We start from the raw sequence: 25,219 nt of genomic DNA on the forward strand, positions 1-25,219 counted from the left end.
CCGGTTCTTGCGACGCTGGTTTCTATCGGGCCCTTTCGTTTTCGCGGGCGTTCAACGAAACTGCCGCAATTCTTTCGACCATCCAGGCGGAGCCTTCGCCATGAAATATGTCCTGATCATTCCCGACGGCTGTGCCGACGAGCCCCTCGAATCACTGAACGGCCGCACACCGCTGCAAGCCGCGAATCTGCCTGCGATGGATCAAATCGCTTCGCGGGGTCGTGTTGGGGTGACCGACAACACGCCCATTGACTTTCCCGCCGGCAGCGAAATCGCCAACCTGTGCCTGTTGGGATACGATCCGAACGTTTGCTTCACCGGCCGAGCTCCCTTGGAAGCCGCTGCCCAGGGCATCGAGCTGGGGCCTCACGATTGCGCCGTGCGATGCAATCTGGTCACCATTCGCGACCAGACGATGATCGACTTCACCGCCGATCACATCAGCACCGAAGAAGCGACGACATTGCTGGAAGATCTGTCGAAGGAATTGTTCGGCGAAAACGGACCGCTCAGCGACAGCGACTTGGCCGGCCGATTGGAATTTGTCCCCGGAGTCAGCTATCGCAATTTGATGCTGTATCGCGGCGACGCGGATCATCCGTCGCCATTCACCACCGCGACACGGTCGAGCGCCCCGCACGACTTGACCGATCTAAGCGTGATGGACGATTTCCCGCGTGGTCCCGGCAGCCAGATCTTGGTCGATCTGATGAACGCGTCGGCCGATATTCTGGCCAAACATCCGATCAACGTCGCTCGCAAAGCGGCCGGCAAAGACGTCGCGACTCATGTTTGGTTGTGGAGCTCGGGCGGAGCACCCAAATTGTCGACGTTCGAGGAACGTTATGGGATTCGCGGCGTGATGATCACTGCCGTTGACCTGCTTCGCGGAATCGGTGCCCTGGCTGGTTGGCCACGGATCGAAGTCGAAGGAGCCACCGGATACCTCGATACGAATTATGCGGGCAAAGGCGAAGCGGCAATCCAAGCTCTCGCTGACTATGATTTCGTCTGCGTCCACATCGAAGCTCCCGACGAAGCGTCCCACGAGGGCAACGTCGAAGCCAAGATCGAAGCGCTCCAGCAAATCGACCAGCACATCGTCGCTCCGCTTTGGGAAGCCCTTTCCAAGTACGACGAACACCGCATGTTGATCTTGCCCGATCACCCAACGTTCTGCCGAACCAAGAAACACACGCACGGTCCGGTCCCACTGACCATGGCCGGTACCGGCATCGAATCTGATTCGGCGACCACCTTTGACGAGGTTTCCGCCAATGCATCGGGATGGGTGTTCGATCCCGGTTGGACCATGATGGACGCCTACATTCAAAAAGGCTGATTCACCGGGTTCGAGTGCAACGTCGATTGCTTATCCCCTTCCCCACTCCGCTTCCTTCCGTTTCGCTTCGTCACTTCCATGTCCCTGATCGTTCAAAAATTTGGCGGTACGTCCGTTGCCGACACCGAAAAGATTCGCGCCGCGGCTCGGAAGGCAATTCGTGCTCAAAAAGCCGGCCATCGAGTCGTGATGGTTGTCAGCGCAATGGGCAAGAACACCGACACTTTGCTCGATCTGGCGTCGCAAATCAGTGATGAACCACCGGCACGCGAAATGGACATGTTGCTCAGCACGGGCGAACAGGTCAGCGTCGCATTGGTCGCGATGGCGATTCATAGCATGGGATCCAAAGCGGTCAGTCTGACCGGCGGCCAAATCGGATTGAAAACCGACAACAGCTTCAGCAAGGCACGGATTCAATCGATCGACACCGGTCGCATCGAACGCCTGCTCGACGCAGGCAACATCGTTGTTGCGGCGGGTTTCCAAGGCATCGACGATGACCTGAACATCACGACGCTCGGACGAGGCGGCAGCGACACCACCGCGGTGGCGCTGGCTGCTGTTCTGGGCGCGGACGCTTGCGAGATCAACACCGACGTCGATGGCGTTTACACCACCGATCCACGACTGTTGGCCGAAGCTCGTCGCGTGGACGTGATCAGCTACGACGAAATGTTGGAACTGGCATCTCTGGGTGCCGGAGTGATGCACTCGCGATCCATCGAATTCGCCAAGAAATTCGAGGTGCCGATTCACGTTCGCAGTAGTTTCTCGGACCAAGACGGCACGATGATCGTCGCCCAACCCGAATCGGAAACCGCTCCGGTATCGGGCGCTGCACTGACCCGAGATGAGGCTCGCGTGACCGTGCTGGGCGTCCCGGATGTTCCCGGCATGAGCCAAAAGATTTTCTCGGCAATCGCTGCTCAGAAAGTCGCCGTGGACATGGTGGTCCAGAACGTCGGGACGTCAGGCAAAGCCGATGTCTCGTTCACCGTCGCCGGCGGCGAACTGAAAAAGACTCTCGCTGCACTCGAAGGAATCTTGGATTCGCTCGGTGCCGACGGCGTTACTCATGACGATCAAGTGTCCAAGGTCAGCGTCGTTGGTTTGGGCATGGCTCACCAAAAGGCCGTCGCCGCCAGCATGTTCCGTGCTTTGGCCGAAGCCAACGTGAATATCCACATGATCACAACCAGCGAGATCAAAATTTCGTGCTTGGTCCCTCGCGATCAAGCGAACGAAGCTTTGCGGGCGGTTCACGAAGCGTTCTCGTTGGACCAACGGCCAAGTGATGCGAAAACATGGAACGAGATCAAGGCGAGCAACGCGAAGGAAGCCGATGTGGCCGATGTCGTCGCACGTCTGCAAAACGATGCGTTGGAAGCTCTCACGCTCACCGACATTTCAATCGTTCCCGCTCAAGCCCGCGTGACCCTCGATGGTGTGCCCGACCAAGTCGGCGTGGCAGCGGACATGTTCGAACAGATCGGTGAAGCCGGCATTTTCGTCGACATGATCGTGCAAGGCTACGACGGCGAAGATGGAAGCACGAGCGTCAGCTTCACGGTCGAACAAGCCGACCTGGATGCCGCACAAAAGGTTGCTCGCGAGATTTGCGGCAAGCACTCGATGCGAGACGTCCGCGGTGCATCAGGAATCACCAAACTCAGCGTCAGTGGGATCGGATTGCGAAGCCACACGCAAGTCGGCACGGTGCTGTTTGAACAATTGGCCAGCGCCGGAATCAACGTCGAAATGATTGCGACGAGCGAACTTCAGGTGAACGTGGTCATCCAAAGCGACCAAGCCGGCGACGCCGCTACGAGATTGAAGCAAGCCTTCGCCGAAGCTCTGCACTGAAGTCATTTCGATTGATGGCCAACGTCGAAGTTCCGGCGAATTCGGCTACGCCCATTCATCCCGATTCGTAGGCCAGCTTGTACCTGGCAACCACGCACGATGCTTTGGAACAAAGCGAGACGTGCGACCCAAAATCCCTCGCGTCCGCATCACCGCCTCGCATTTTACCCGGCCAGGTGTGACTTGGCCTACGTATTACCGGATGGCAACTTCGGTTGGCTTGGGCTCTTCGGTGGACTCTTCTTCCGGTTCCGGTGGCGTTTGCAACGAACGCAAGTAGTTGATCAAGTGCCACACGTCGTCGTCTTCGAACTCGCCATCAACAAACGTCGCCGCTGGCATTGGTGAACCTTCGATGCCTTGCGTGATCCGGATGTACAAATCGTTCGCGGTTCCACCACCGTGGAACAATCCTGTGGTGAAGTTTCGTGGCTTGGCATTGATGGGTGGCAATGCTCCGCGAGCGAGCAAGGGAATCAATGCATCGCGGTTCTCAGGTTTGATGCCAATGCCGAGCGTCCACTCCTTTGTCCAATCGTCGAAGTCGGTCGTCTGACCATCGCCCAATCCGTTGACTCCGTGACACTTGCTGCACAGGGCGATCTTGCCAACGTATAGCTCTTGTCCTCGCTTGATCGACTCAGCCAAAGCCTCGGCTTGCTCACCGTTTTGGAAAGCGACGAATTCCTCGTAATTGTCAGCGACAGGCAGGTCCGCGGGTGGCTCAGGAACTTCGACAATTGCATCAGGAGCGGCCAACCAAGCGTCGGCAATTTCTAGCGCGTAGTCTTCGGCAATCTCCCAACCTTCTTCGAACAGTTCCTTCTCTTCTTCGTCGGCGGAGTTCTTGTGAGCAGGATTGATGACCCGATCACCACCCTCCAAGTCCAACTCGAAGATTGCGTCGTCGATCAAAGTTCGTTCCAACTCACCTCGCCACGAAAGATAGATCACGTAGTCGGTCAAAGCTTCGGTTTGTTGATCGATTACCTCTTCGTTGATCGCTTCGACTTCGTCGTCGCTGAGCGTATCGATCGCTTTGCCAATGTGGGCTTCGATTTGTTCGTCGGTCAGCTTGGGCAAAGCAACCATCGCAGTCCCTTGGATGCCGTTTTTGATCAGCGTGGCCAAGTCTTGTCGCGTGGGTTTCTCACCACGTTCTGTCGATTTGAACTTAAAAATACCCTTGCGGTAGTCGCGAGGATACGGGTTCAAGATCGCCGATGATGAACCGCGTCCATCACCGCTGATCCCGTGACAAATGGCACAGTGTTTTTGATAGAGCCCACGGCCTTCGGCGTCGGCAGGCCCTGATGCCATCATCAGGTTGTCGAGCGACACAAGCGATGCAAAGTCCTCGTCTTCCATGGCGACTTCCGGCAACTTGGGTTGCTCCGGAGTCCCAAACATTTCAGTCACGATCCAAAACGCATCTTTGGAAGCTTGTTCCATTTCGATGCCTTCCTTCAACTCGTACTTCATTGAATGCACGAGGTTGGGTTCGAACGTCATCGGTTTCGGTTCGCTGCAACCGCTGATGAATACCGAACCTGCCGCGATCGTGAACGCCCCGGCCAAAGGTGAAAAGGATTTCAGGCAATGAAGAAATTTGGACGGCATGATCGTGTTGGCGTGAGATGAGTTGAAATGCGACTCAGGCCAACAATTTGGCCTCTTGGGACAACGATGTCACCATTGTATGCAGTTGTTCCCGCAATTGGCAAAGCACCGGATCGGCTTCTCCACGAGGTGGCCGGCCGACCGGAACCGGAATGGCTTCTCCGACATCGATGACAACCTTCATCGAAAGAGACTCCTTCGCTTTCCCAAAAATCGCTTCTTGGATGCGTTGAATCGTTTCCACGATGCGAGTGTCGGTGATTTTCCCCGGTGTTAAGTATTCATCGGGAAACGAAAGGAGAAACTGTGCCAGGTCCGCGCGTTCCGCGTCGCGACGAAAAGTCGCAGGGTCACGATCCGCATCATCGGTCGCGAAGTAAGTGGCGGACACCGCGGCGCGAATTTTACGCACGCGTTCCCGCACATCCTCAGTGGGCTTCGCCACCAAGCTATACCGTTCTTCCGCCTGCACAAGCAACTGCTCAATCAACCGATCTCGTCGAGGACTGAGTTCGCCCGAAGAGGCGTGTCCGGTGAACTCGATCTCTTTGAGTGCCAAATAGGCCTGCGAAACTCGCAGCAATCGTTCAATCAGTTTGCCGATCGATCCCGGGTTGAAAGCCGGTTGCCAACTCAGCGTTCGCTCGAGTTCGGCCAATTGCACATGCGCCCATTCGTGAGCGTCTTCCAAGCACAAATACTTCAATCCAACCGGGTGAATGACAACTTGCCCCTTCTCTTGCTTGGCTCGTTTCTTCGCGGCGGATCGAGCGATGAATGAAACGCCGTCGAGCAAAGGTTTCAAAATGTCGTTGGTCCGGTTGGTCGTGCCTTCGGGGAACAAAACCAACGGTCGTTCGCCACTGACCAAAATATCGATCGCTGTTTCCAAAGCCTTGCGATCATTGCCTTCGCGAAAAATGCTGAAGGCCCCCATCCGCCGAAGTGCAAACTGCTCGAACTTGTTCGTGTTGAACAAATGCCAAGATGCCATCGCATACAAATGCGTGCGGACCTGACGAGCCAACCACCCCAGCACGATTGGATCGGCGTAGCGGCAGTGGTTGGGCGCGAGGATGATCCCGTGACCGGCCTTCAACGATTCGGCAAATCGTTCCGCATTGCGACACTCGCCACTAAGAACGGCCTCCTTCGTTCGAAGGTGCCAATCGATCAAGCGAAAGTTTTGAATCGCGGTGGGCCAAAGATTTCCGCGATAGGGCGGGACAAATTCGTAGGGCCGATCAAGAACTACAGTCAAGACGTCACTTTCGCGAGAAAATATCCCAGTGCCAATGCGGCGACGAATAGCGAAGTCACCACGGTGCCCAACAAGACCGGATCGATGCCCTTGCTCCGGTTGTCAGCAAGTTGTGTGCGAGTGTCTGAAGGCTTGCCGCGATCGATGCCCGAACCGACCCCGCGTCGACTTCCTGAACTGGGAGCCCGTGCCGTCGGTCCCTTGTACCCGGACTCGACTTCCAGATCGAGAAAACTTCCCTCCAACATATCGGCGGGTGTTCCCATCGAACCGACCTTCACCAATCGACCGCTCTCGCTGGCCGCTTGGTTCTGCTCTCGAATCAGCTTCGAACGACTACTCGCCAGCGTGTCGTCGTTTTTGTTCGTCAGAGTGTCTTGGTTGGACTGCGTGACCATCGACCCCGAACTGCTATCGAAATCCATCGAAGACAAACTGCTGTCTTCATCCGGACCTTCGCCCAACCCGACTCGAATCGCTTCGCCCTTGGGTACCGCGGCTGCGAACTTTTCCAAAACCTCGGCCACGTCGGTGGCGTTTTGATAGCGATAGCGAGGATCCTTTTGGATCATCTTCACCACGATGCCTTCGAGTTCGCCGGGACACTCCGGCCGCAATTCTCGAATCGCTTTTGGCATTTCGTTTTGGTGCTTCGCGATGCGTTGGGCGAGCGTGCCTTCGGCAAATGGCGGACGACCGGTCAACAAGAAATACAACGTGCAACCAAGACCGTAGATATCGACACGGTGGTCGACCGTGTGACTGTTCAGAGCTTGCTCAGGTGCCAAGTAGTCGGCCGTGCCAAGAACATTTTCGTTGTTGGCGACGGTCAGTGATTCATCGTCACCGGTTTTTGAAACCAGCGCCAATCCCATGTCCAGCAATCGAACGCGGCCATCACTGTCGATCAACAAGTTGGCTGGTTTAACGTCACGATGCACCACGCCGCGATTGTGCGCGTGCGCCAATCCGCGAGCGGCTTGAGAGATGAGTTCAGCGGCGGTTGAAAAATCCAGCGGTCCGTCTCGCCGCACCAACACCTGCAAATCCACTCCGTCGACGTACTCCATCACGATGTAGTGAACGTCGCCGTCGTTGTCGATGTCGTGCGCCAACACAATGTTCGGGTGGTTCAGCGACGCGATCGCTTTCGCTTCCAGTTTGAAGCGAGCCAGATAAGAAGCATCGTTGACGCGTTTCTTCGGCAGCACCTTGATCGCACGCTTGTCTCCCAAGCCAATGTGCTCGGCCAGATAAACACTGCTCATCCCGCCCGAACCGATGTGACCGAGCAGTTTGTATTTGCCGAGGAAGAATCCCTTGTACTTCCCGGTGAATAACTTCTCGATGTGCCAATCCGTCAGCAGGCCGGCCTTTTTGTAGGCCAACGCCAACTTCTTCGAACTGGCCGGTAGGTTGCCTTCGCACTTCTCACGGACCTTTTTCAGGAACCGTTCCTGCGTGGCTTCGTCGACCAAGTTGCTACGTGCAACCATCTCGACAAATCGTTCCGATGTGATCGAAGCCATGGCGTGTGGAAAGAAATCCCGCTAGAAGACAAGTCCGTTGCTGAACATCTCGGTGGAAGAGACGCCTTTCAAAGGAAGTGAGCGACGCGGCGAAGGTATCCCCGCGCGATCGCCCGCTCAATTAAGTTTAACCAAAACTTCGCGTTCGACAGAACGAAATTGCTGGATTGCCGAACGCCAAGGGCGGAATTGTAAACGAATCCGACATCGCTGAGTGGTCGCATGCGTGGCCGTTTCCTGACTCCGTCGAATCATTTTTCATGCCCAACTCGTCGAAGACTCCGCTTCGCCCGCTCACCGCTTCTGCCTCGCCGATCCGCAAGCTTGGCGTGATGGCCAAAGTTGCGACCGAGGGCAAGGTCAAAACACGGCTCGGCAACACCATTGGTTTCGACAAATCAGCCCAGATTCACCAGCGATTCCTCGATCATCTGTTCAAGGTGTTCCAACATTGGGGCGATGAGCGGCACTGGGTCGTCTCCCCCATCGAATCCATTTCGCAGACGGCGCCCCAAGCAAGCTCCTATTGGCAAATCATTGACCAAGGTGGAGGAAATTTGGGCGATCGGATGCGGCGATGGTTTGCCAACCACGCCTTCAGCCACCCTGCCCTGCCCCGCACCCATGCGATTCTGATAGGCGCCGACTGTCCTCTGCTGAGTCCCGCAGAAATGGACCAGACCGATCGACTCTTTCGTGATTGCGACCTGGTACTGGGCCCCGCGACTGATGGTGGCTACTACCTAATCGGGCTATCTGTGCCCGCCGATTCGCCGAACGAAAACAATCCCCCGAACCGGGCCACGCTCCCGTCCCGCACAATTTTGAACACCCTGTGGAACGACATCCCCTGGAGCACGGATGAGGTTTTCGATCGCACGGTGGCGGCGGCCGAAGCGATTGGGCTGCGGATCGGCATGCTTCCAGTCCGTTCGGATGTCGACACAGAAGAGGATCTGACTGCCCTCCTTCATCAAATTGAACATCCAGTCGACAATACGGACGTGTCCTCTGATCACATTGAACTCGCTCGAGACATTCGCCGCATCCTATCTCAACCCATGATCTGAATTGTCCGTCCCTCCATCTTGCACCAGCGATCGCGTCAGCCAACCTCACCAAGAGTCCACAGGCACGCTGGTTGTGGGGGGTGGAGCAATCGGACTTTCCATCGCTTGGGAATTGGTTCGTCGAGGCGAAAAAGTAACCGTGATCGACCGTGGCCCGATCGCGCACGGAACGTCTTGGGCGGCCGCCGGAATCTTTCCGCCCGCGAACTTTGATCGTGCAACCGACCCAATCGATCGCCTTCGCGGATTCAGCCATACGCTGTGGCCCCTGTGGTGCAAACAACTCGTGGATCAAACCGGTATCGATCCCGGGCTGATCCGATGCGGTGGCTACTACCTGGCCGAAACGGTTGGAGAGGCGTCCGCCCTGACCGGCATGATGTCATACTGGGACGACCTTGCCGTGGAATGCCAACGCATCGAATTGACGGAGTTGCTTTGTCGGCAACCTCGACTGACAGAATGGTCGCAAACCAATCCTTGGATTCAGTCGCATCCAGACAGCGCCGCTTGGTGGACACCCGACGAATATCAAATCCGTCCATCTCGATTGCTGACGGCATTGGCCACGGCGTGCCAAAGCCTGGGCGTGGAACTATTGCCGCACACGACAATCCTCGATGTCTCGTCCGACAACTCCGGATGCACCGCGAAGACGTTGACTCGGGATGCGGTGGAACATTGCTTACGCAGTGACCGGACGATCCTTTGCGGTGGCGCGGCGATCGGCAGCATTTGTCCAGAGATCCGCTTGGAATCATCCGTCATACCCATTCGAGGCCAGATCCTGCTGCTGCACAGTGACACGTTCACCGACCCAATCGTTCTCAATGTTGGCAACCGTTACTTGGTTGCTCGCGGCGATGGAAACGTGCTGGTCGGATCTTGCGAAGAAGAAGTTGGCTTTGAACAAGGCACTACCGACGATGTCATTGACGGCCTACGAAGCTTTGCAAATCGCGTCTGCCCAGAACTGGAATCAGCGACGGTCGCGTCGCAGTGGTCAGGGCACCGTCCCATGACATTCGACGGGTTTCCGATGATCGGACGCGTGCCTGATCAACGAAACGTGTTCGTTGCCGGTGGCCATTACCGCAGCGGAATTCACTTGGCATCCGGAACCGCTGTTGCAATGGCCGACGTGATCGAAGGCAAACGATCGTTCATGGAACTGTCTGACTTCTCCGTCGGCAAGCAACAAACCGTTCCGCGCTGATCTGTTTCGCGTTGAAGCCGCGACTCACTCAAAACAGCGATTGCGAACCGTTGCCCCACCGGAAAGGTTCTGAACATCGAATCCGTTCTGACGCAAAATCCGAGCGGCGATGTGCCCGCGGACGCCAACGGCACAACTGACCACCGTGGGCTTGGAACGATCCAGTTCACTCAATCGCTCTCGAAGCTCATCGACCGGAATATGAATCGCCCCCGATGCTTCGCGAAGGGGAGTCTTCTCAATCTCGCCGGCACCACGAACGTCGACAACCTGGACTTCGTCCAAAGAATCGTCCGAATCGCGAAACGACTCGATTTCGTCCAGCGCGTTGCACGCTGCGAATGCGGCCATATGTACCGGGTCCTTGGCCGAACCAAACGGGGGTGCGTAAGCCAAATCCAACCCAGCCAAATCGCGAACCGTGCCGCCAAAGTGCATCGCCGTTGCGATCACATCAATGCGTTTGTCGATGCCTTCACCACCGACGCACTGAGCCCCCAAGACCTTGCCGGTGGCTGGTTCGAAGGCCAGCTTTAGCGTCATCACCTCCGCACCGGGGAAGTATCCCGCGTGATGCTTCGCGACGATCGTCACGCTGGTGGCATCTTTTCCAAACCGCTTCGCAGAGGCTCGCGTCAAACCAGTCATGCCAACCGAGACATCGAACACTCGCACGACACTGGTTCCCCAGACGGGCGTCGCGGCAGCAGATTGGCCGGTCACGGCATGCTCACCCGCCAATCGACCGGATCGGTTGGCCGGGCCAGCCAACGGAACTCGCATAGGCGTTCCCGTCGGACCGTACACGGGCTCGGATGCATCACCGACCGCATAGATATCGGAATCACTCGTGCGTGAAAACTCGTCGATGGTGATCCCACCCGTGCTTCCAATCTCCAAACCAGCTTCCTTGGCCAGTTCCGAATTGGGGCGAACACCGATCCCCAAAATCACCAAATCAGTTGACAGTTCCGTTCCATCGCTCAACCGAACCGAAGTCGCCCGGTCACCATCAAGCTGGATGGATTCCAACCCGACGCCCAGGTGGATACCAACATTGTTTCGGCGCAGTGCGTCCTCGATCGGCCGAGCCATCTCGTGATCGAGCAACGGCAACACCTGCTCGCGAAGCTCAATCAGATCGACATCCATCTCGCGACGCCGCAGTTGCTCAACCATTTCCAATCCGATGTAACCGGCACCCACCACGACCGCTCGGCGAACCGATCCGGAATCCACGCGGGCCTTGATCCGGTCCATGTCAACCAAGTTGCGCAGGGTCAACACGTTGCTGGCATCTACGCCCGGTAGCGCCGGGACGATTGGAGAAGCTCCCGGTGCCAAGATCAGCTTGTCGTATGGCTGCTCGTACGTCTTGTCTTTTTCCGAGGTCGCACCATGTCGGACGACGGTCACACATCGCTTTTCACGATTGATTGAAACGACTTCCTCGCGGGTTCTCACATCCAACTGAAAACGTCGCCGAAGAAAATCAGCCGAAGCGACCACCAAGGCGTCCCGATTTTTAATCTCTTCCCCGATGTGATAGGGCAGACCACAATTGGCAAAGGAGACATCCTCGTCCTTTTCAAACAGAATGATCTCTGCTTGTTCGTTCATCCGTCGGGCTCGAGTGGCCGCCGAAGCTCCTCCCGCGACACCGCCGACGATGACTAAGCGAACGGGTGCATTGTGTTCCACCGACATTTGACTTTCCTTTTCAGTCGTTACCTCGTAACATCACGACACATAAATATCGATTCCCCCTCTTCAGTGCAACTGCTCCTTCGCAATGGCCTCTCCAAAACCTCGCACCAGCAAACGTGCCCCGGAAGAACCCAGCAAACCGACCGGGGGCGTGCAATCGTTCTCCGAGGCTGCGGAATGCCTGAAGACACTGGCCCACCCGGTTCGACTACGGATTGTGCAATTGCTTCTGCACAGTCGTTACACGGTCGGAGAAATCGCCGCGGATTGCGAAATCGCGGATAACTTGGCGTCTGAGCACCTTCGCTTGCTGCAGCGATGTGGTTTTTTGGACAGCGAACGAGAAGGTCGCCGCGTTTACTATCAGGTGGTCGAGCCGCATCTGAGCCAATTGATGGCGTGCATTGAATCGAGATTTCTGACCGGCGAATGATTCCGAACAAGTGACTTTGCCAGGAAATCCCAAGTGACAACTGATGCGTGACCGCTTGAGGCATCTGGGAGAATGATTGACGATACAGGTCGAACTCAATGGAGTTCCTTCGCGTCCGTCCCACCTCGTCGCAGAAAGATTGCCTGCTATGTCCATCGCTTCTCCCGCCACGCACCCTGTTTTGATCGCTGGAACTTGGCGTGAAGCCAACGCCGAGTCCACCTTCCAGGCCACGGATCCCAATCGCAACGAAAAACTCGACGCTGCGTTTCCCGTCAGCAGTTGGAAAGATTGCGACGAAGCACTCGACGCCGCCGTGGAAGCCGCCGCTGAACTTCGCAAACTCGGCCCGGCCAAAATCGCTGATTTCATGGAAGCGTACGCGGATAAGATTGATGCTGCGAAAGATCAATTGGTTGAAACCGCATTCGCCGAAACCGGTTTGGCTCGTTCACCACGTTTGGCCGATGTCGAATTGCCTCGGACCAGCAATCAATTGCGTGCGGCTGCCAAAGCATGCCGGACCGGCAACTGGGCCATGCCAACCATCGACACTCAAACGGGCATCCGTTCCTGCCTGGGACCACTGGGCCCCGTTTGCGTGTTCGGTCCCAACAACTTTCCGTTCGCATTCGGCAGCGTTTCCGGTGGCGATTTTGCTGCAGCCATCGCAGCCGGCAACCCGGTGATCGGCAAAGCCAACAGTTCGCATCCTGACACAACACGTTTGTTTGCAGAATTGGCACTCGAAGCCCTCACCGAAACCGGACTCCCCGCCGCAACGGTGCAGTTGATTTATCGAACCAGCCACGCCGATGGCGAGAAACTGGTTTCCGATCCGCGTAACGGTGCGACCGGCTACACGGGCAGTCGCGGTGCGGGACTGACGCTGAAATCCGCCGCGGACAAAGCAGGAAAGCCAATCTACTTGGAACTGTCCAGCGTCAATCCCGTGGTCATCACCCCCGCGGCACTCGAAGAACGTGGCGATGCCATTGTCGACGAGTTCATCACCAGTGTTCTGATGGGAACGGGTCAATTCTGCACGAATCCCGGCATGGTGATGCTCGTCAAAGGTGAAGCGACGGACAAGTTCATTGCCGCAGTGAAGGAACGCTTCACTGCCGCTCCGGCCGGAACGTTGCTGTCTCCCGCCGTGGCATCTTCCCTCGGAAAAAGCATCGAACAATTGGTTGGATTCGGTGCCGAACTGCTAGCTGGCGGTGGCGAAGCCGAATCGGACCGATGTGCGATGGCCAACACTCTTCTCAAAACCAGTGGCACGGACTTCCTCGGCAACCCAGAAGGTTTCCAAACCGAAGCCTTTGGAAACGCATCCTTGATCGTGGTGGCAGACAACCTTGATCAGCTCTGTGAATCCATCCGTCATCTGGAAGGCAACCTGACCGGCTGTGTCTACACTTCGACCAACGGCGGCGACGAAGACGCATACTCACAAATTGCGTTTGAATTGGAACCCAAAGTAGGTCGAATGCTGAATGACAAAATGCCAACCGGAGTCGCGGTGAGTGCCGCGATGAATCATGGCGGTCCTTATCCCGCGACTGGTCACCCGGGCTTCACCGCCGTGGGAGTCCCCGGATCGTTGATCCGATTTGGAAAGCTCACCAGTTTCGACAACGTCCGAGAATCTCGCCTTCCCGCTTTGTTGCAATCCACTCCACCAACCGCTGACACATGGCGTTTGGTAGACGGAGCTTGGACAAAAGACGCGATTTCTTAAAGAAGAGAACGAATTCCCTGGCCTGAATCTCAAGATTTTTCAAAAAAATCTCAAAAAGGCCAGTGTCTAGGAACCCGCCCTTCGCTCTCGTTTCCGGAAACATGCCGACAGTTGAGTTTGTCACCATGCACCGGTTCCGTCAATTTTCGCGATGGGGGCTTTGTCCCCATCGCGTTTGATATTTGGCGCCCTGAAAAAAGTGCCTATGGTCATTGCAGTGGCTGAGTAAGAGAACGGCGGAGCATTCAAACTCTTGCCGGCCATTTGGTTTATCACCTTATAGGACCAAATGATGACTGCACGATTAGGCCTAGTGGGCAAATGGATGACCGCCGGTCTGCTTCTCTCGGCATTGACCGGTTGCGGCGTCCCCCAACCGAAGATCATTCCGCTCGCATCAATGGATGAAGAGCAGGCATCTATCGAAGCAACCATGGGACGAGCCAACACAGCGGTGACTCAGTTGCCGGGTGAATGTGATTTCAAATGAACACAGCATCACCTAGAAACCTTTCATTGCCCGTTGGCCAAACATCTCAAGGTGTCCTCATGTTCGCTTCCACTCCGCTACCTGAGCACGCACGCTCGCGACGCTCACCAAAACGTCTCAATCGGCAAGCATTTTCGCTGGTCGAACTGGTTGTCGTGATCGCGATTCTTGCCGCCCTGGCCGGATTGCTGCTACCGGCCGTCCAGGCGGCTCGTGAAGCAACTCGGCGAATGAACTGCAACAACAACTTCAAAATGTTGGGGTTGGCACTCCATAACTACCACGCCGCCTACAACAACTTCCCATATAGCCGCATCGTCAATGACACGAACTGGCGTGGCTATGGTCCGGTCGTTGGCATGCTTCCGTTCATGGAACAACAAGCCGCTTGGGAGATGATCTCTCATCCTCATACCAGCGACAGCGGCAACCAATACGTCGCATTTGGTGGTTTTCCTTGGACGGCAGACTACACGCCCAACCGCATCCAAATCCCTTCGCTTCGTTGCCCTTCCGATCCAGCAGAAAACGAAACGATTGGTCGTTTGAACTATGGGTTCTGCTACGGCGATGCGGCTCGCTACATTTCCTTCTATTGGTTTCATCCCGATCAAAATCGTTCCGACCCCGCCTACGACTGGTTAGGTGACGAGGCCGTCGACCGCGGCATGTTCACATGGAATAAAAGAAAACGATTTCGCGACTGCAAGGATGGAACCAGCCAAACGATGCTGATGGGCGAGATGGCGACATTCTTGGATGACCGCTCGATCATCGGGACCGCAGCGGTGTTTGATGACCGGCAATTTCAAACCGACCTTCAACAGTGTGCGAGCACTTATGATCCTGAACGTCCGCAATTCTATAAGCCTGGACAAGAACTGATCGGCTTCGGCAACTTTGCTGGCCAATCCAACCGAGGGCGTTGGTGGACGGATCCGATCGCGTGCAACACTGCGGTCAACACGATTTTTGCCCCCAATCGAGTCAGCTGCACCTACAGCACCGGACCAGGCTCGGACTGGTATGGCGGCGTCTACACCGTCACCAGCCGTCACCCGGGAGGCGCGCACATCCTGATGACCGATGGTTCGATCAAATTTGTGACCGACTCGATTGATTCAGCAACCAAAGGCGTGGACTCCAACACGACCGTCACACGCTATGCCCCGGGGCCCGTCCACCCAGCCGGCTCGGAAAGTCCCTTCGGTGTCTGGGGAGCTTTGGGCACGTCCAGCTCTCAAGAGACGAGGGCGAACGAAGCCGAACTTTGAACGAATGAGCGGCCGATCAAACGGTCGCTTGCGAATTCTCTTCCGCACAAAAATCAAGCGAACCCGAAGCGTTTCCCCTCTGACGGTCTCTAGTGGGGAATCCTTTGGCCTAGATTGGTCGGTCTCGACCGCGTCAATCTCGGTCCTTCGCTTGCTTTTTCTCTGCGGTTTCCATGATGGAAGTGCTGTTTTTCATCGCGATCGGGTGGCTGATCGTCACGATGGCCGGCCACCTGACCTGGGTCGTTTTCGCGACCATCTTTCGCCTGGCATTCGCTCCTAAAACGCTCTACCCGCCACCGCCGTCACGGGTCGAGACACCGGAAACCCAACGCTTTCCCACCCAAAACCAGCAAGGCTCGCCAGCTTCCGACGAACGACCATCGGCCTCCGCCGACTTGGCCGCGTTTTCGAGAATGATGGATGCGCTGACCGCCAACGACCAAGTCGATGCAGGAACCGCCAGCCAACTGAAAGCGTCCGCTCGAGACCTGGCCCGGACCTCGACACCGGCAAGCGTCGATCCGGTTGTCGACGTGGTGCCTCCCACGACAACCGTTGCGAGTTCCCCACCAACCGTGGATTCAGTGGTCCCGGTCAAAGCAAATCCAACCGCAACGTCGCGAACTGAACTCGGCCCCACGCCTCCCCTCCCCATCGCAGAAGAAGCGGTCACTGCGGAAGTGGTTGCCGCCGAAGCCATCTACGATTCACCTGCCCCAACGACGCCCCAGCGAGCGTTGTCGGAAGTCATCACCTCGTTCCTGGCTCGCAACAACATTCGCTGGGGCGAACTGGTTGCGGGGCTCTTGGTCGTGGTCTGCTCGATCGGCTTGGTCGTCAGTCTCTGGAACACGTTGACGTCCGCCCACCGAGTCGTGCCCTCGTTGATCTTCATGTCCGCCGACGCGGCAATTTTTGCAGCCGGCCTGTACACGGTGCGGCGATGGAAACTGCGACACACCAGCCGCTCGGTGTTGATCATCGCGACGCTGCTGGTCCCTTTGTGCGTGCTGGCAGGCATGGCCGCGGCGGGTGCCGGATTGGATTCAGTCACGCTTTCCGATCCAGCGACGCTGGGCACGATCGTGGCTGGGTTGGCCGGTTGCGGTTGGCTGCTGCTTCAATCGTCTCGCAGCTTGGTTGGTCGTGCTGACGCATTGCCGATGACGGCCAGCGTCATTGCGCCCACGCTGGCGCTGCCACTGCTTCCCACCGCCGCACGGCTGCTTGGCCCCAACGCCGGGCTGGCGGTTTTGGTCCCTGCGATCTGTGTGGCCGCAGCGTTGCTCTGGCCCCAACGCACGCGACAAACACATCTTCAGTCGCACGAACGCACAAACTCGGTTGGCGGCCGAAGGCACTGGAAGAATCGTTGGTTATCGCTTGGGATCGCTTCTTCCGCGATGGTCAGTGTTTTGGTCTACGCCGCGTTCCTGTTGAGTGATCTCGAAAACGAATTCGCGGTTCAGGCCGCTTGGATTCAGATCGCGATCGCATCGATTCCGTTTTGGATCGCGATTGCGTCGAGCTGCCACAACGACTCGACGAAACTTCGCCAAACAGAGTCGCTCTCGAACAAACGTGGCTGGATGGCCAACTCGAACTTGATCGCAACTGTTTTGATGCTGCTATCGATGGGCGTGGTGTTGGCGATCCTTCCCGCTTCGCTTCGCAGGCTGGACTGGATGTGGATGCACGCGGTGGTTGCGGCGGCCTCATGGCTCGCGGCATCGATCGCACTGCGACAACCTTCACGCATCATCGGCGCGACGCTGCCGCTTGGGATCGCCGCGATGCTGTCGTCGCCCGTTTGGATGGGCGATATCAACTGGGGCGACCTGCCGCTATGGCGTCTGGTTCTGGGTGGCGAACCGATGGTCACATCGCTTGGCATCGCCGCGTTGCTTGGTGGCATCGGATTTACCCTGAACCAAATCGCGAAAAAGAAAACGTGGGTTCGCGAATTCGTCGCGTCGAGCTGGTTTGCTGCTTGTGCGTGGGGAGCACTCGCGTTTGTCCAAGCGTTGGTACTCAGCGTTGCACCGGTCGCTTGGCTGGGTCAGGTGCCGCCGGTGTTGATCGATGTGGTGTTGGGCCTATCCGCTTTGGGATGCATCCTGGGATCCTTCAAAGATTCGCGAGCCTCACTGGCAACACCGGTGATTCTGATCGCGTTCTGGACTTCCGTACTGGGATTGTTGACTTGGCCGGACGGTCGCCTTCACGCGGACCTCACGCTGACACCTTGGATCGGGCTCGCGGTCACAATGTCATTGATGGTTGCTGCCGGTCTCGCAAAATTCCTGCTTCATCGTCCATCAACCTCTGGCGAACGATCTAGCCTTCTCGAACGCCCTGGCTTCCTCGAACGATCAAGCTCGCTTTCGCGAACTGCGGATCAGTCGATGCGACGCCATGCTTCATCGGCGGGAGTGACGGCGTGTTTGTCCGCCGCGGCCCTGGGTGGGATCGCTTTGTTTTCACTCTCGTCCGGCGGCTTCGAAGCGCCGGGGTGGTGGTCCACCAGCGGCCAACTTTGGCTGCTCGTTGGATCGTTGTTTGGAGTCGCGATTCTGTTGCGAGAACGCGGTTGGCTGCAAACTTCGATGGGCCTGTCCGCGATCACGGTCGCGACCACACTCACCGCTTTCTTGGGCGTGACGGTTTGGCATTCGGAGTCTTGGCTGGGCGGGATTGCGACGTGGTGGGTCGCGGCGATCTTCGCATCAACATCGGCGCTGTGGATGCTCGTTCGAACAACCGCGCCACTGCGAACGTGGTTCCCGAGCAACAAACACCAAACAGCTCATCTGAACTGGCCTCAAATGCCCGATGGTTTGTTCGCGATGTTGGCGACAGGCACCATCGTCTTCACCGTCGCTCGCCAGTACGCCGCGATCGTGGCGGGGCCCTTGGAAGGGATCGCTCAGTGGTCCACCAACGACTGGATCGCAGCGGCCAACTTTGCTTGGTTTGAATCAGCGGCGTGCCTGGGATTGGTCGCCGGCACCTCCGCGTTGTTCGTCCTTTCGCGAAGCCACACCGAAGACTCGCTCTGGTCAGAAAACGACTGGCAAGATTGGTTCTTGGGTTTGCTCGGGGCAGCCAGTCTGTACCTGGCGAGCCAACTTGGATTGGCATGGACCGACACCGCTGCAACGTGCTTGGTCATCACGACAACGCTCGCCTGTGCGTTCTTGTTCGCCTGGAAATTCCGCTCACGAATCACCACTCAGCCATGGCTCACGTTCCTGTCACCGAGCCAGTCAGAGCGATTTGCAATCCACTCGATGATCGCAGGATTGGTGGCCGCAGCATCATTGGTCTTACTCGGGACGGGCTGGCTGGCACCGCTGTCGAACAACCAATCACCTGATCGGTTCAGCACCCTCGCGGTGGCAACTTGGTGGGTCATCGCATCGATCGGATTGCTATGGTCCAAGCCAGACTCCGCACGCGAAACCAAATCCAACTCATTATTTTCCAGCGTCTTGCTTCCCGCGGCGGTTGGCATTGCCACCCCGGCGATTGCGACGCGAGTTCCTTTCGTGAATCAGCCCTTGGTGTGGGTGCAGATGTCAGTGTTTGGATCGCTTGTATGGTGGCTGCTCGAACGGTTGGTCAGCAAGGCTTCGGGCTCAGTTGCCAACACTCCCTCACGCTTCATCATCGGTGCCCACCTTTCGCGGGTCTGGATCCTGGTTGTTGGCTTGGCGTGTTGCATTGTCTCAGGATCCATCGCGTACTCGTCGACGGGAACGATGCTGCAATCTCCGTTCTCGTTGTGGACGCTACCCATTGGTGGGTTGGTGTCGCTCATCGCGGTCATGGTGGCGATGCGATGTTACGTGACTCCCGCTCGTGATTCATGGCCATTCGCGATCAGTCTGCTGTCCGGACACGCAACCGTTTTGGTTGTCTGGATGCAGTGGATTCATCCTGATTCGGCACTGACACTGCTGTGCAGCATTTGGCTCGTCGCATCGATCGGCTCAGCAGTCCTTCACTGGATCCGAAACATCCCGTTGCACGCTTGGCACATGACGTTGCTAACGTTCGCGATGGCTTGGGTCGGCTTGTTCGACAACGACACCGCACCATGGGCACTGTCTTCGCTCGCCGTCGTCGGCCTTGCCGTTGCGGGGATTTCATGCACACGATTTGGACGAACGATCGCAAGCGACGAAGAGTCCGAAACCGACACCACCCCACCACGACGCTTCTCTTGGCAAACGATCGGTTCGGTCAATTCCTTGGCCGGATGGAACTGGCGATTCGTCTTGCCACGATTGCTGGGATGGACAACGGTTGGAGTTGGCGGGTTCTTGCTTTGGAACACCGCTTTGGATCCGATCGTCGCGGTGGCCAAGTTTGATCCGACCTCGATCTGGTTGGCTTGGATGGCATTGTGGGTGATCGTTTGGCGAAGCGTGAGAAACGATCGCTCGGCTCCACTGGCCGACATCGAAACCGCTTGTGCGATGATTCCGATCGCGGCGTTGTGTTGGATCGAGTCTCACCTGGCACTGCCCCGTTCAGCCTTTGCTGGTTCCGGTTGGATTGGCGTGACCAGCGGCACGCTGACGTTGGCTTCGCTTGGATTGGTGACCGCCTCGGCATGGCTGCGTCCTCGCGGCCGCACAGTTTGGTTTGTCAGTTTGGTCCTTTCGTGTATTGCGGTCAGCGAAGTGGCTCTCTGGATCGGATCACAAGCCGGCCTGACGACCAACCTCGGTTTCGCGGTGACTCACTTGGCCGTCTCGGCCACATTGGTGGCTTGGACGTATGGGTCATCGCTGATCGGACAAGCTCGCCTGCAGTTGGCTGGTTCTCTCGAACGAGTGACTTTGATCTGGGTCGGCTTGAGTTCGCTGCTGGCGTGCTGGTTGTTGGTCGACCACATCAGCGAACCATGGCCGCGCATTTGCATCCTCACGACGGGAGCCCTGGCGTGGGTGTTCTTCGAATTGTCGGAAAGGAACCTCGCCAGCGATCCAGCGACCACTGCCAGACGCCGTCACATCACCGTTGGCATCGTGCTTTGGTCGGTCGCGTTGATGGCCGTGCTGACTGGACTGCCTCTGAAGCACCCTGCCCTGATTGCCGTGATGCGTTTGCTGATCGCGGGTGTCTTGATGGTGGCTGTGTTGCTGCTGGCGATTCCCAAGTTGTTCAAAGGTCCGTTCATGGACCGCTGGAGCGAAGCGACAACCCGCGGTGGGTTGATATCAGGCATCGTCTCCATCGGATCACTGATCATCATGCTGGCTTTGGAAACCGCGGTTCGCAAATCGGTGGTTGGCATTCCTGGAATCAGCATGCCAGTCGTGATTGCGGTCGCGATCACGCTGGGCGGACTGGCGGCAATGGCGGGCGTGTTGGCGGTTTTGACCGGCCCCAATTCACGATTGCCAAACGCAATCCAAAACGTGCGACTCACCGACTCACAACGCAAATGGTTGCTGTATGTCGCACAAGGAGTCGCAGCGACGACTTGGTTGCATCTGTTTCTCTGCCGAACCGGAATCGCGTTCTTGGGACTGCGGCAAGTCTGGCCATACGTGGTGATGGTGATCGCATTTGCCAGCGTTGGCCTGACTCAGTGGGCGATCCGTCGAGGCGACCAAGTGCTGGCCGACGTGATGCGTCGCACCTCCATGTTCCTGCCGATGATTCCGGTCGTCGGGTTCTGGCTGAGCGGTTCGTACGCGGTGGTGACACAGTCGGAAGCTTGGTCGTGGACCTTCTTCCGAGGCACGACTTCCTATCAAGGCTTGCTGCTGGTCGGTGCGATTTATTACGGCATGATGTCGCTGCTGTGGAAGAACGGGTTGCCGCGAGTCGCGACGGTGGTGCTCGCCAACGCGGCGCTGTGGGTCACGTTGACCCAGGTGCCAGGCTGGGACTTCATCACTCACCCGCAAGCCTGGCTGATTCCGCCTGCCGTTTGCGTTTTGCTGGTCGCTCATTTGCAACGCGATCGCTTGGAAGCGGCCATGGGATCGGCAATCCGATATGCGTGCACCTTGGTGATCTATCTCAGCAGCACGGCTGACATGCTGCTATCGGAAGTTGGTCGTTCGCTTTGGGGACCGGTGATTTTGGTGCTGCTTGCACTGGCGGGGATGGCACTCGGCGTGATTCTGCGAGTCAAACCTTTCCTCTACCTGGGCACGATCTTTGTGTTCCTCGGCGTGACCAGCATGGTTTGGCATTCGACTCAAGCGATCGATGCCGTTTGGCCTTGGTGGGCGTTTGGAATCACAACGGGACTGCTACTGCTGACGGGGTTGGCGATGATCGAGAAGCATCGACCGCGACTGAACCAATGGGCGAACCAACTGGCGAGTTGGGAAAGTTAGTCCAATCAGGCAAAACAGGTCTCTCGTCTGGCGAGTCAAGTTCGCTAGACTAGCGGCGCGCTCGAACGAGTGAAAAAAACCTGCTCAAACACGGAGGATCAACGATGGCAAAATCAGAACAACAAAAGCAAAAGAAGCTGGCCAAACAGAAAGCCAAAGAGCAACGCAAAAAGAAGGAACTCGCTCGCCAGCAGCAGATGATGGCGTCGATGGCAGGCAAAATGCGAGCCGCCGCCACCGGGACAATCAAGGACTGCATGATCAGCGGTAACCTGCTGATGCAAAACCCAACCACTCCCGCGATTGGGCACGTGATGCTTTCGCGAATTGCCCCCGGCAGCCAAATCGCCACGGCGTTCTTCCTGGTGGACCTGGGCTGCATGGGCGTTAAAGACGTGGCCGGGAACTACCGCACCCTGACCGAATACAGCGATGTGATCACGGACATGCAGTCGCGTCAGATGCTGCAACCGTGCGAGCCTGAATTCGCTCGCGGGGTGGTGGAAGCCGCGATCGCGTACGCCGAATCATGCGGTCTGCAACCGCACCCCGACTACAGCAAGTACGCGCCACTTTGGCACAACATCGAACCCGCATCGGTGGGAGATGCAATCTCCTTTGGCATGGACGGGAAACCGACCTACATCGCGGGCCCGTACGACGACATGGGCCGGCAAACTCAGATCTACAACCGCATGCTCAACACCCTCGGCGAAGGCAACTTTGAGTTCGCAATGGCCACGTCGGGGGCCCAGAGCTTCGATGACTTCGAGCTGGATGAAGAGATCGAGCTCGATGAAGAAAGCTCGATCGTGCGGCTCGATTCCGCCGAGTGAATCTCTGATCTGATTGCCAAAACCAAACCAAACTTCACATTCGCTGGTCGATTGATTCGCAAGCGAATGATCCGGTTTGCACCATCAACAAACCAGACCATCGCATCGGACGATCAGCGATCCAGCGCGTGCCAACCCGACTCTTGATGCTGAGTAGCTTTTGGCTTAGCAGGCTGCTGAACTCGGGGTGCTGCGTTGACTGGCGCCATGGCAGGTCGACGTGTTTGAACGCGAGTAGGGCGTTCCTGCGTCGGTTGACGGACGGGCTGACGAACAGGTTGATAGTCACCAACAGTTTCTGTCAAAGCAGCGGTCTTTGGCATCGATGGTCGACGCTCGGTCAACGAAGCTTCGCGAACTTTGTATCCCCACTGGACCGGCCCTTCGTCTTCCATCGAAGAATCCAGCCGCGATTGGGCCTGTTCGTAGGCTCCGCCACCAGTGCGTGGCGGCGGTGGCAAAGCTGGCAACAAATCTGGTGCTCGCAACTGCCCCGTTTCCGAAGTCGATGGTGGCGACAGCGATGGGATCGAACGAACCGGTGCGGTGCTCGGACGAGCAACCGGTGCAGCGGAATCCATGCTGCGGTCATCGAATGCGTGACGGTAACCTTCCGGTGCTGGGATCGGACGCACGCGTGGTGCGGCGGATGGATCTGCGGAAACGTTTCCAGACGTCAATCGACGCAGATCTTCGCGATCGCGAAGAACCTCTTGTCGGCTTCGGCTGAGGTAGTCATCCAGCGAATTTTGTTCGCTCTCTTCAGCATCGCCCTGCTCTTCTGGCTCAGGCTGATAGCGATAACTGTCGTAGACATCGTTTGGATAGTTGTCTTCGGCTTGGCTTGGTTCATCCGCCTGATTATTGGACCGAGCGGGCGGTTCAATGCTGTAACGATACTGCGTTGCCGGAGGCTGATCCGATGGCGAAGACTGGGACTCCGATGGAGCTTCGCTTGCATAGGGCGAACCCGTCAATGGAGAAAGCGTTTGTTGCTGAGCATCGAATGGTTGCAAGTTCGATGGAGTCGAAACCGGCGGTGCCATTGGTTGCAAGTCGCTGGTTTGTGCCACTCCGCCGTAGCCACCCGGATCGATCGAACTCGGAATCGAAGAAGCGGAGGGACTGCCCCAACTTGGCTGTGCCGCGTAAGAATCGATAGGTGCCGACTGCGTGTATGGCGAAGCAGCATAAGGCGATGCGCCATAGGGGCTGGTCACCGGTGCAGCCGAAGTTGCGACACCACACGAATCGACTGTGGTCATGCACGGATCAATCGTGGTGGACGGCACCATGGCGGGTTGCGATGCCAAGCCTTGGAAGGTTGTGTACGGCGTTCGTTGCAATTGCTGAACCGTCGACTCACAAGCACGCTGGACAGTGACGGTAGTCCCGGTGACGGGGTCCAAAGTCGTGGCGGGCCGGTAGTAAGTGATCGGTGCGGTGTAATACGAACTGCGGTAGCCGGTGCCGAGCAACGAATTGAAGAATCGAGACAAACCGCTTCGGATCGGAGTCGGATAGCCGGTTGTCGCTGGATAGCCGGCTGCTGGTCGGTAGGCCGTGACAGGCTGGACACCAGCGACATTCGTCGCGTAGCTGCTGTTTGGATACACATTGCCCGTTCCCAAGAACGGACTTCCGGTCGAGACCGCACCGCGATAGCCGGCGACGACTGGCGAGCTCACTGTCGGCAGTCCCGTGTACACCGAGGGGTTGTCCAGCGGAACAGCTCCGTAGGCAGGTCGCTGCAATGAATAAGGCTGAGACGGCGCGTAGATGCTGGCAGGATTCAGCGGTAACACCGAAGAATTGGGTGCGGCAGTCATCAGAGGCGTGTAACCGGCGGTGTAGCCCGGGTAGTTGGCCGCGTAACCCGGAGGCGGCGCAATCGCGGGAGCCCCCGTGGTGATTCCGGGTGTGGTCGTGATCGTCGTGACAGGCGCACCCACAACCGGTGCGTAGCCGGCGACGTAAGCGGGTTGTTTGCCATACAGCCAATCCGTCAAACAACAAGCGTTGACAGAGGGCGTGGCAAACGAGCCCACAAACTGGCTCAGGACGACAAACGGGAGGACATATCGGCGATGACACCAACGCATCGGCACAACCAATCAGGTTTGAATCATTTTGGGCGGGACGGACTGAAGCCACCGCAGATTGCGGACCGGAACAGTCACGAACACAACTCTTCGAACACCACGCAACGACGCGCAGTTGCCACAAGTGAAGGTTTTGAAAGCCAAAAGGTCAATGATTCTTGAGCTGCAGTTATTCGCTTGGCAAGCATTTCGGGCCGTCAGCTGCCGGTCGAAACGATTGCATCGGTTGGGAAAGATCCTGACCGGACACGTGGAGATTTCACGCTCGCGGAATGCCCCCTGCCACGTTGGCAACCAACGCTCATCGATCGAGCCAAGCGACAATCGGCCGACAAACCGACAATTCGCCTAACTCTTTCTGAAA

At 57.2% G+C, this 25,219-nt stretch carries 15 protein-coding genes; 10 read left to right on the plus strand and 5 right to left on the minus strand.

Annotated features, from left to right (window positions below):
• The first annotated feature begins 100 nt into the window (after positions 1-100).
• Positions 101-1,342, plus strand: coding sequence for a cofactor-independent phosphoglycerate mutase (locus tag RB_RS18265; protein ID WP_011122076.1), 1,242 nt, complete (start codon positions 101-103; stop codon positions 1,340-1,342).
• Positions 1,343-1,420: 78 nt separating this feature from the next.
• Entirely contained in the window at positions 1,421-3,208 is a 1,788-nt protein-coding gene (locus RB_RS18270; RefSeq protein WP_007329990.1) for an aspartate kinase, read from the plus strand.
• Between the two features lie 195 nt (positions 3,209-3,403).
• Here RB_RS18270 and RB_RS18275 read toward each other — a convergent pair whose 3' ends face one another.
• From RB_RS18275 to RB_RS18285, 3 genes are read right to left on the minus strand one after another with little or no spacing between them, the layout of a single operon-like run.
• Positions 3,404-4,828, minus strand: coding sequence for a cytochrome c (locus RB_RS18275; RefSeq protein ID WP_011122077.1), 1,425 nt, complete (start codon positions 4,826-4,828; stop codon positions 3,404-3,406).
• Positions 4,829-4,862: 34 nt separating this feature from the next.
• Positions 4,863-6,089, minus strand: coding sequence for a lysophospholipid acyltransferase family protein (locus tag RB_RS18280; RefSeq protein WP_007337450.1), 1,227 nt, complete (start codon positions 6,087-6,089; stop codon positions 4,863-4,865).
• The gene (locus RB_RS18285; protein WP_231845767.1) at positions 6,086-7,585 is read right to left on the minus strand and encodes a serine/threonine protein kinase; all 1,500 of its coding nucleotides are present in this window, start codon (positions 7,583-7,585) and stop codon (positions 6,086-6,088) included. The genes RB_RS18280 and RB_RS18285 overlap by 4 nt, the downstream gene beginning before the upstream one ends.
• 293 nt (positions 7,586-7,878) lie before the next feature.
• On the opposite strand from RB_RS18285, the gene RB_RS18290 reads away from it, so the two are divergent.
• Together RB_RS18290 and RB_RS18295 are read left to right on the plus strand one after the other, a co-directional pair.
• Positions 7,879-8,688, plus strand: a complete 810-nt coding sequence (locus RB_RS18290; RefSeq protein ID WP_011122079.1) for a TIGR04282 family arsenosugar biosynthesis glycosyltransferase — start codon at positions 7,879-7,881, stop codon at positions 8,686-8,688.
• 1 nt (position 8,689) lies between these two features.
• Positions 8,690-9,904, plus strand: a complete 1,215-nt coding sequence (locus RB_RS18295) for an NAD(P)/FAD-dependent oxidoreductase (protein ID WP_011122080.1) — start codon at positions 8,690-8,692, stop codon at positions 9,902-9,904.
• Between the two features lie 24 nt (positions 9,905-9,928).
• Here RB_RS18295 and RB_RS18300 read toward each other — a convergent pair whose 3' ends face one another.
• On the minus strand, positions 9,929-11,611 hold the full coding sequence (locus RB_RS18300; RefSeq protein ID WP_011122081.1) for an FAD-dependent oxidoreductase: 1,683 nt from the start codon (positions 11,609-11,611) through the stop codon (positions 9,929-9,931).
• Between the two features lie 85 nt (positions 11,612-11,696).
• Here RB_RS18300 and RB_RS18305 point away from each other — a divergent pair, with 85 nt between their 5' ends.
• The 6 genes from RB_RS18305 (at position 11,697) to RB_RS18330 (ending at position 22,753) form a co-directional block, all read left to right on the plus strand.
• Positions 11,697-12,044, plus strand: a complete 348-nt coding sequence (locus RB_RS18305; protein ID WP_011122082.1) for an ArsR/SmtB family transcription factor — start codon at positions 11,697-11,699, stop codon at positions 12,042-12,044.
• Between the two features lie 148 nt (positions 12,045-12,192).
• Entirely contained in the window at positions 12,193-13,788 is a 1,596-nt protein-coding gene (locus RB_RS18310; protein WP_164922192.1) for an aldehyde dehydrogenase (NADP(+)), read from the plus strand.
• Positions 13,789-14,077: 289 nt separating this feature from the next.
• A complete protein-coding gene (locus tag RB_RS18315) occupies positions 14,078-14,278 on the plus strand; it encodes a hypothetical protein (RefSeq protein ID WP_037197948.1) in 201 nt (66 codons plus the stop codon).
• A 59-nt stretch (positions 14,279-14,337) separates the two neighbouring features.
• Positions 14,338-15,552, plus strand: coding sequence for a DUF1559 domain-containing protein (locus RB_RS18320; protein ID WP_231845768.1), 1,215 nt, complete (start codon positions 14,338-14,340; stop codon positions 15,550-15,552).
• Between the two features lie 173 nt (positions 15,553-15,725).
• The gene (locus tag RB_RS18325) at positions 15,726-21,917 is read left to right on the plus strand and encodes a hypothetical protein (RefSeq protein WP_011122086.1); all 6,192 of its coding nucleotides are present in this window, start codon (positions 15,726-15,728) and stop codon (positions 21,915-21,917) included.
• 104 nt (positions 21,918-22,021) lie between these two features.
• A complete protein-coding gene (locus tag RB_RS18330; protein ID WP_011122087.1) occupies positions 22,022-22,753 on the plus strand; it encodes a hypothetical protein in 732 nt (243 codons plus the stop codon).
• A gap of 113 nt (positions 22,754-22,866) precedes the next feature.
• Here the strand turns inward: RB_RS18330 and RB_RS18335 are convergent, their stop codons facing one another.
• The gene (locus RB_RS18335) at positions 22,867-24,855 is read right to left on the minus strand and encodes a hypothetical protein (RefSeq protein ID WP_011122088.1); all 1,989 of its coding nucleotides are present in this window, start codon (positions 24,853-24,855) and stop codon (positions 22,867-22,869) included.
• Between the last annotated feature and the right edge of the window lie 364 nt (positions 24,856-25,219).

This window comes from Rhodopirellula baltica SH 1, from assembly GCF_000196115.1.
Lineage (GTDB): Bacteria > Planctomycetota > Planctomycetia > Pirellulales > Pirellulaceae > Rhodopirellula > Rhodopirellula baltica.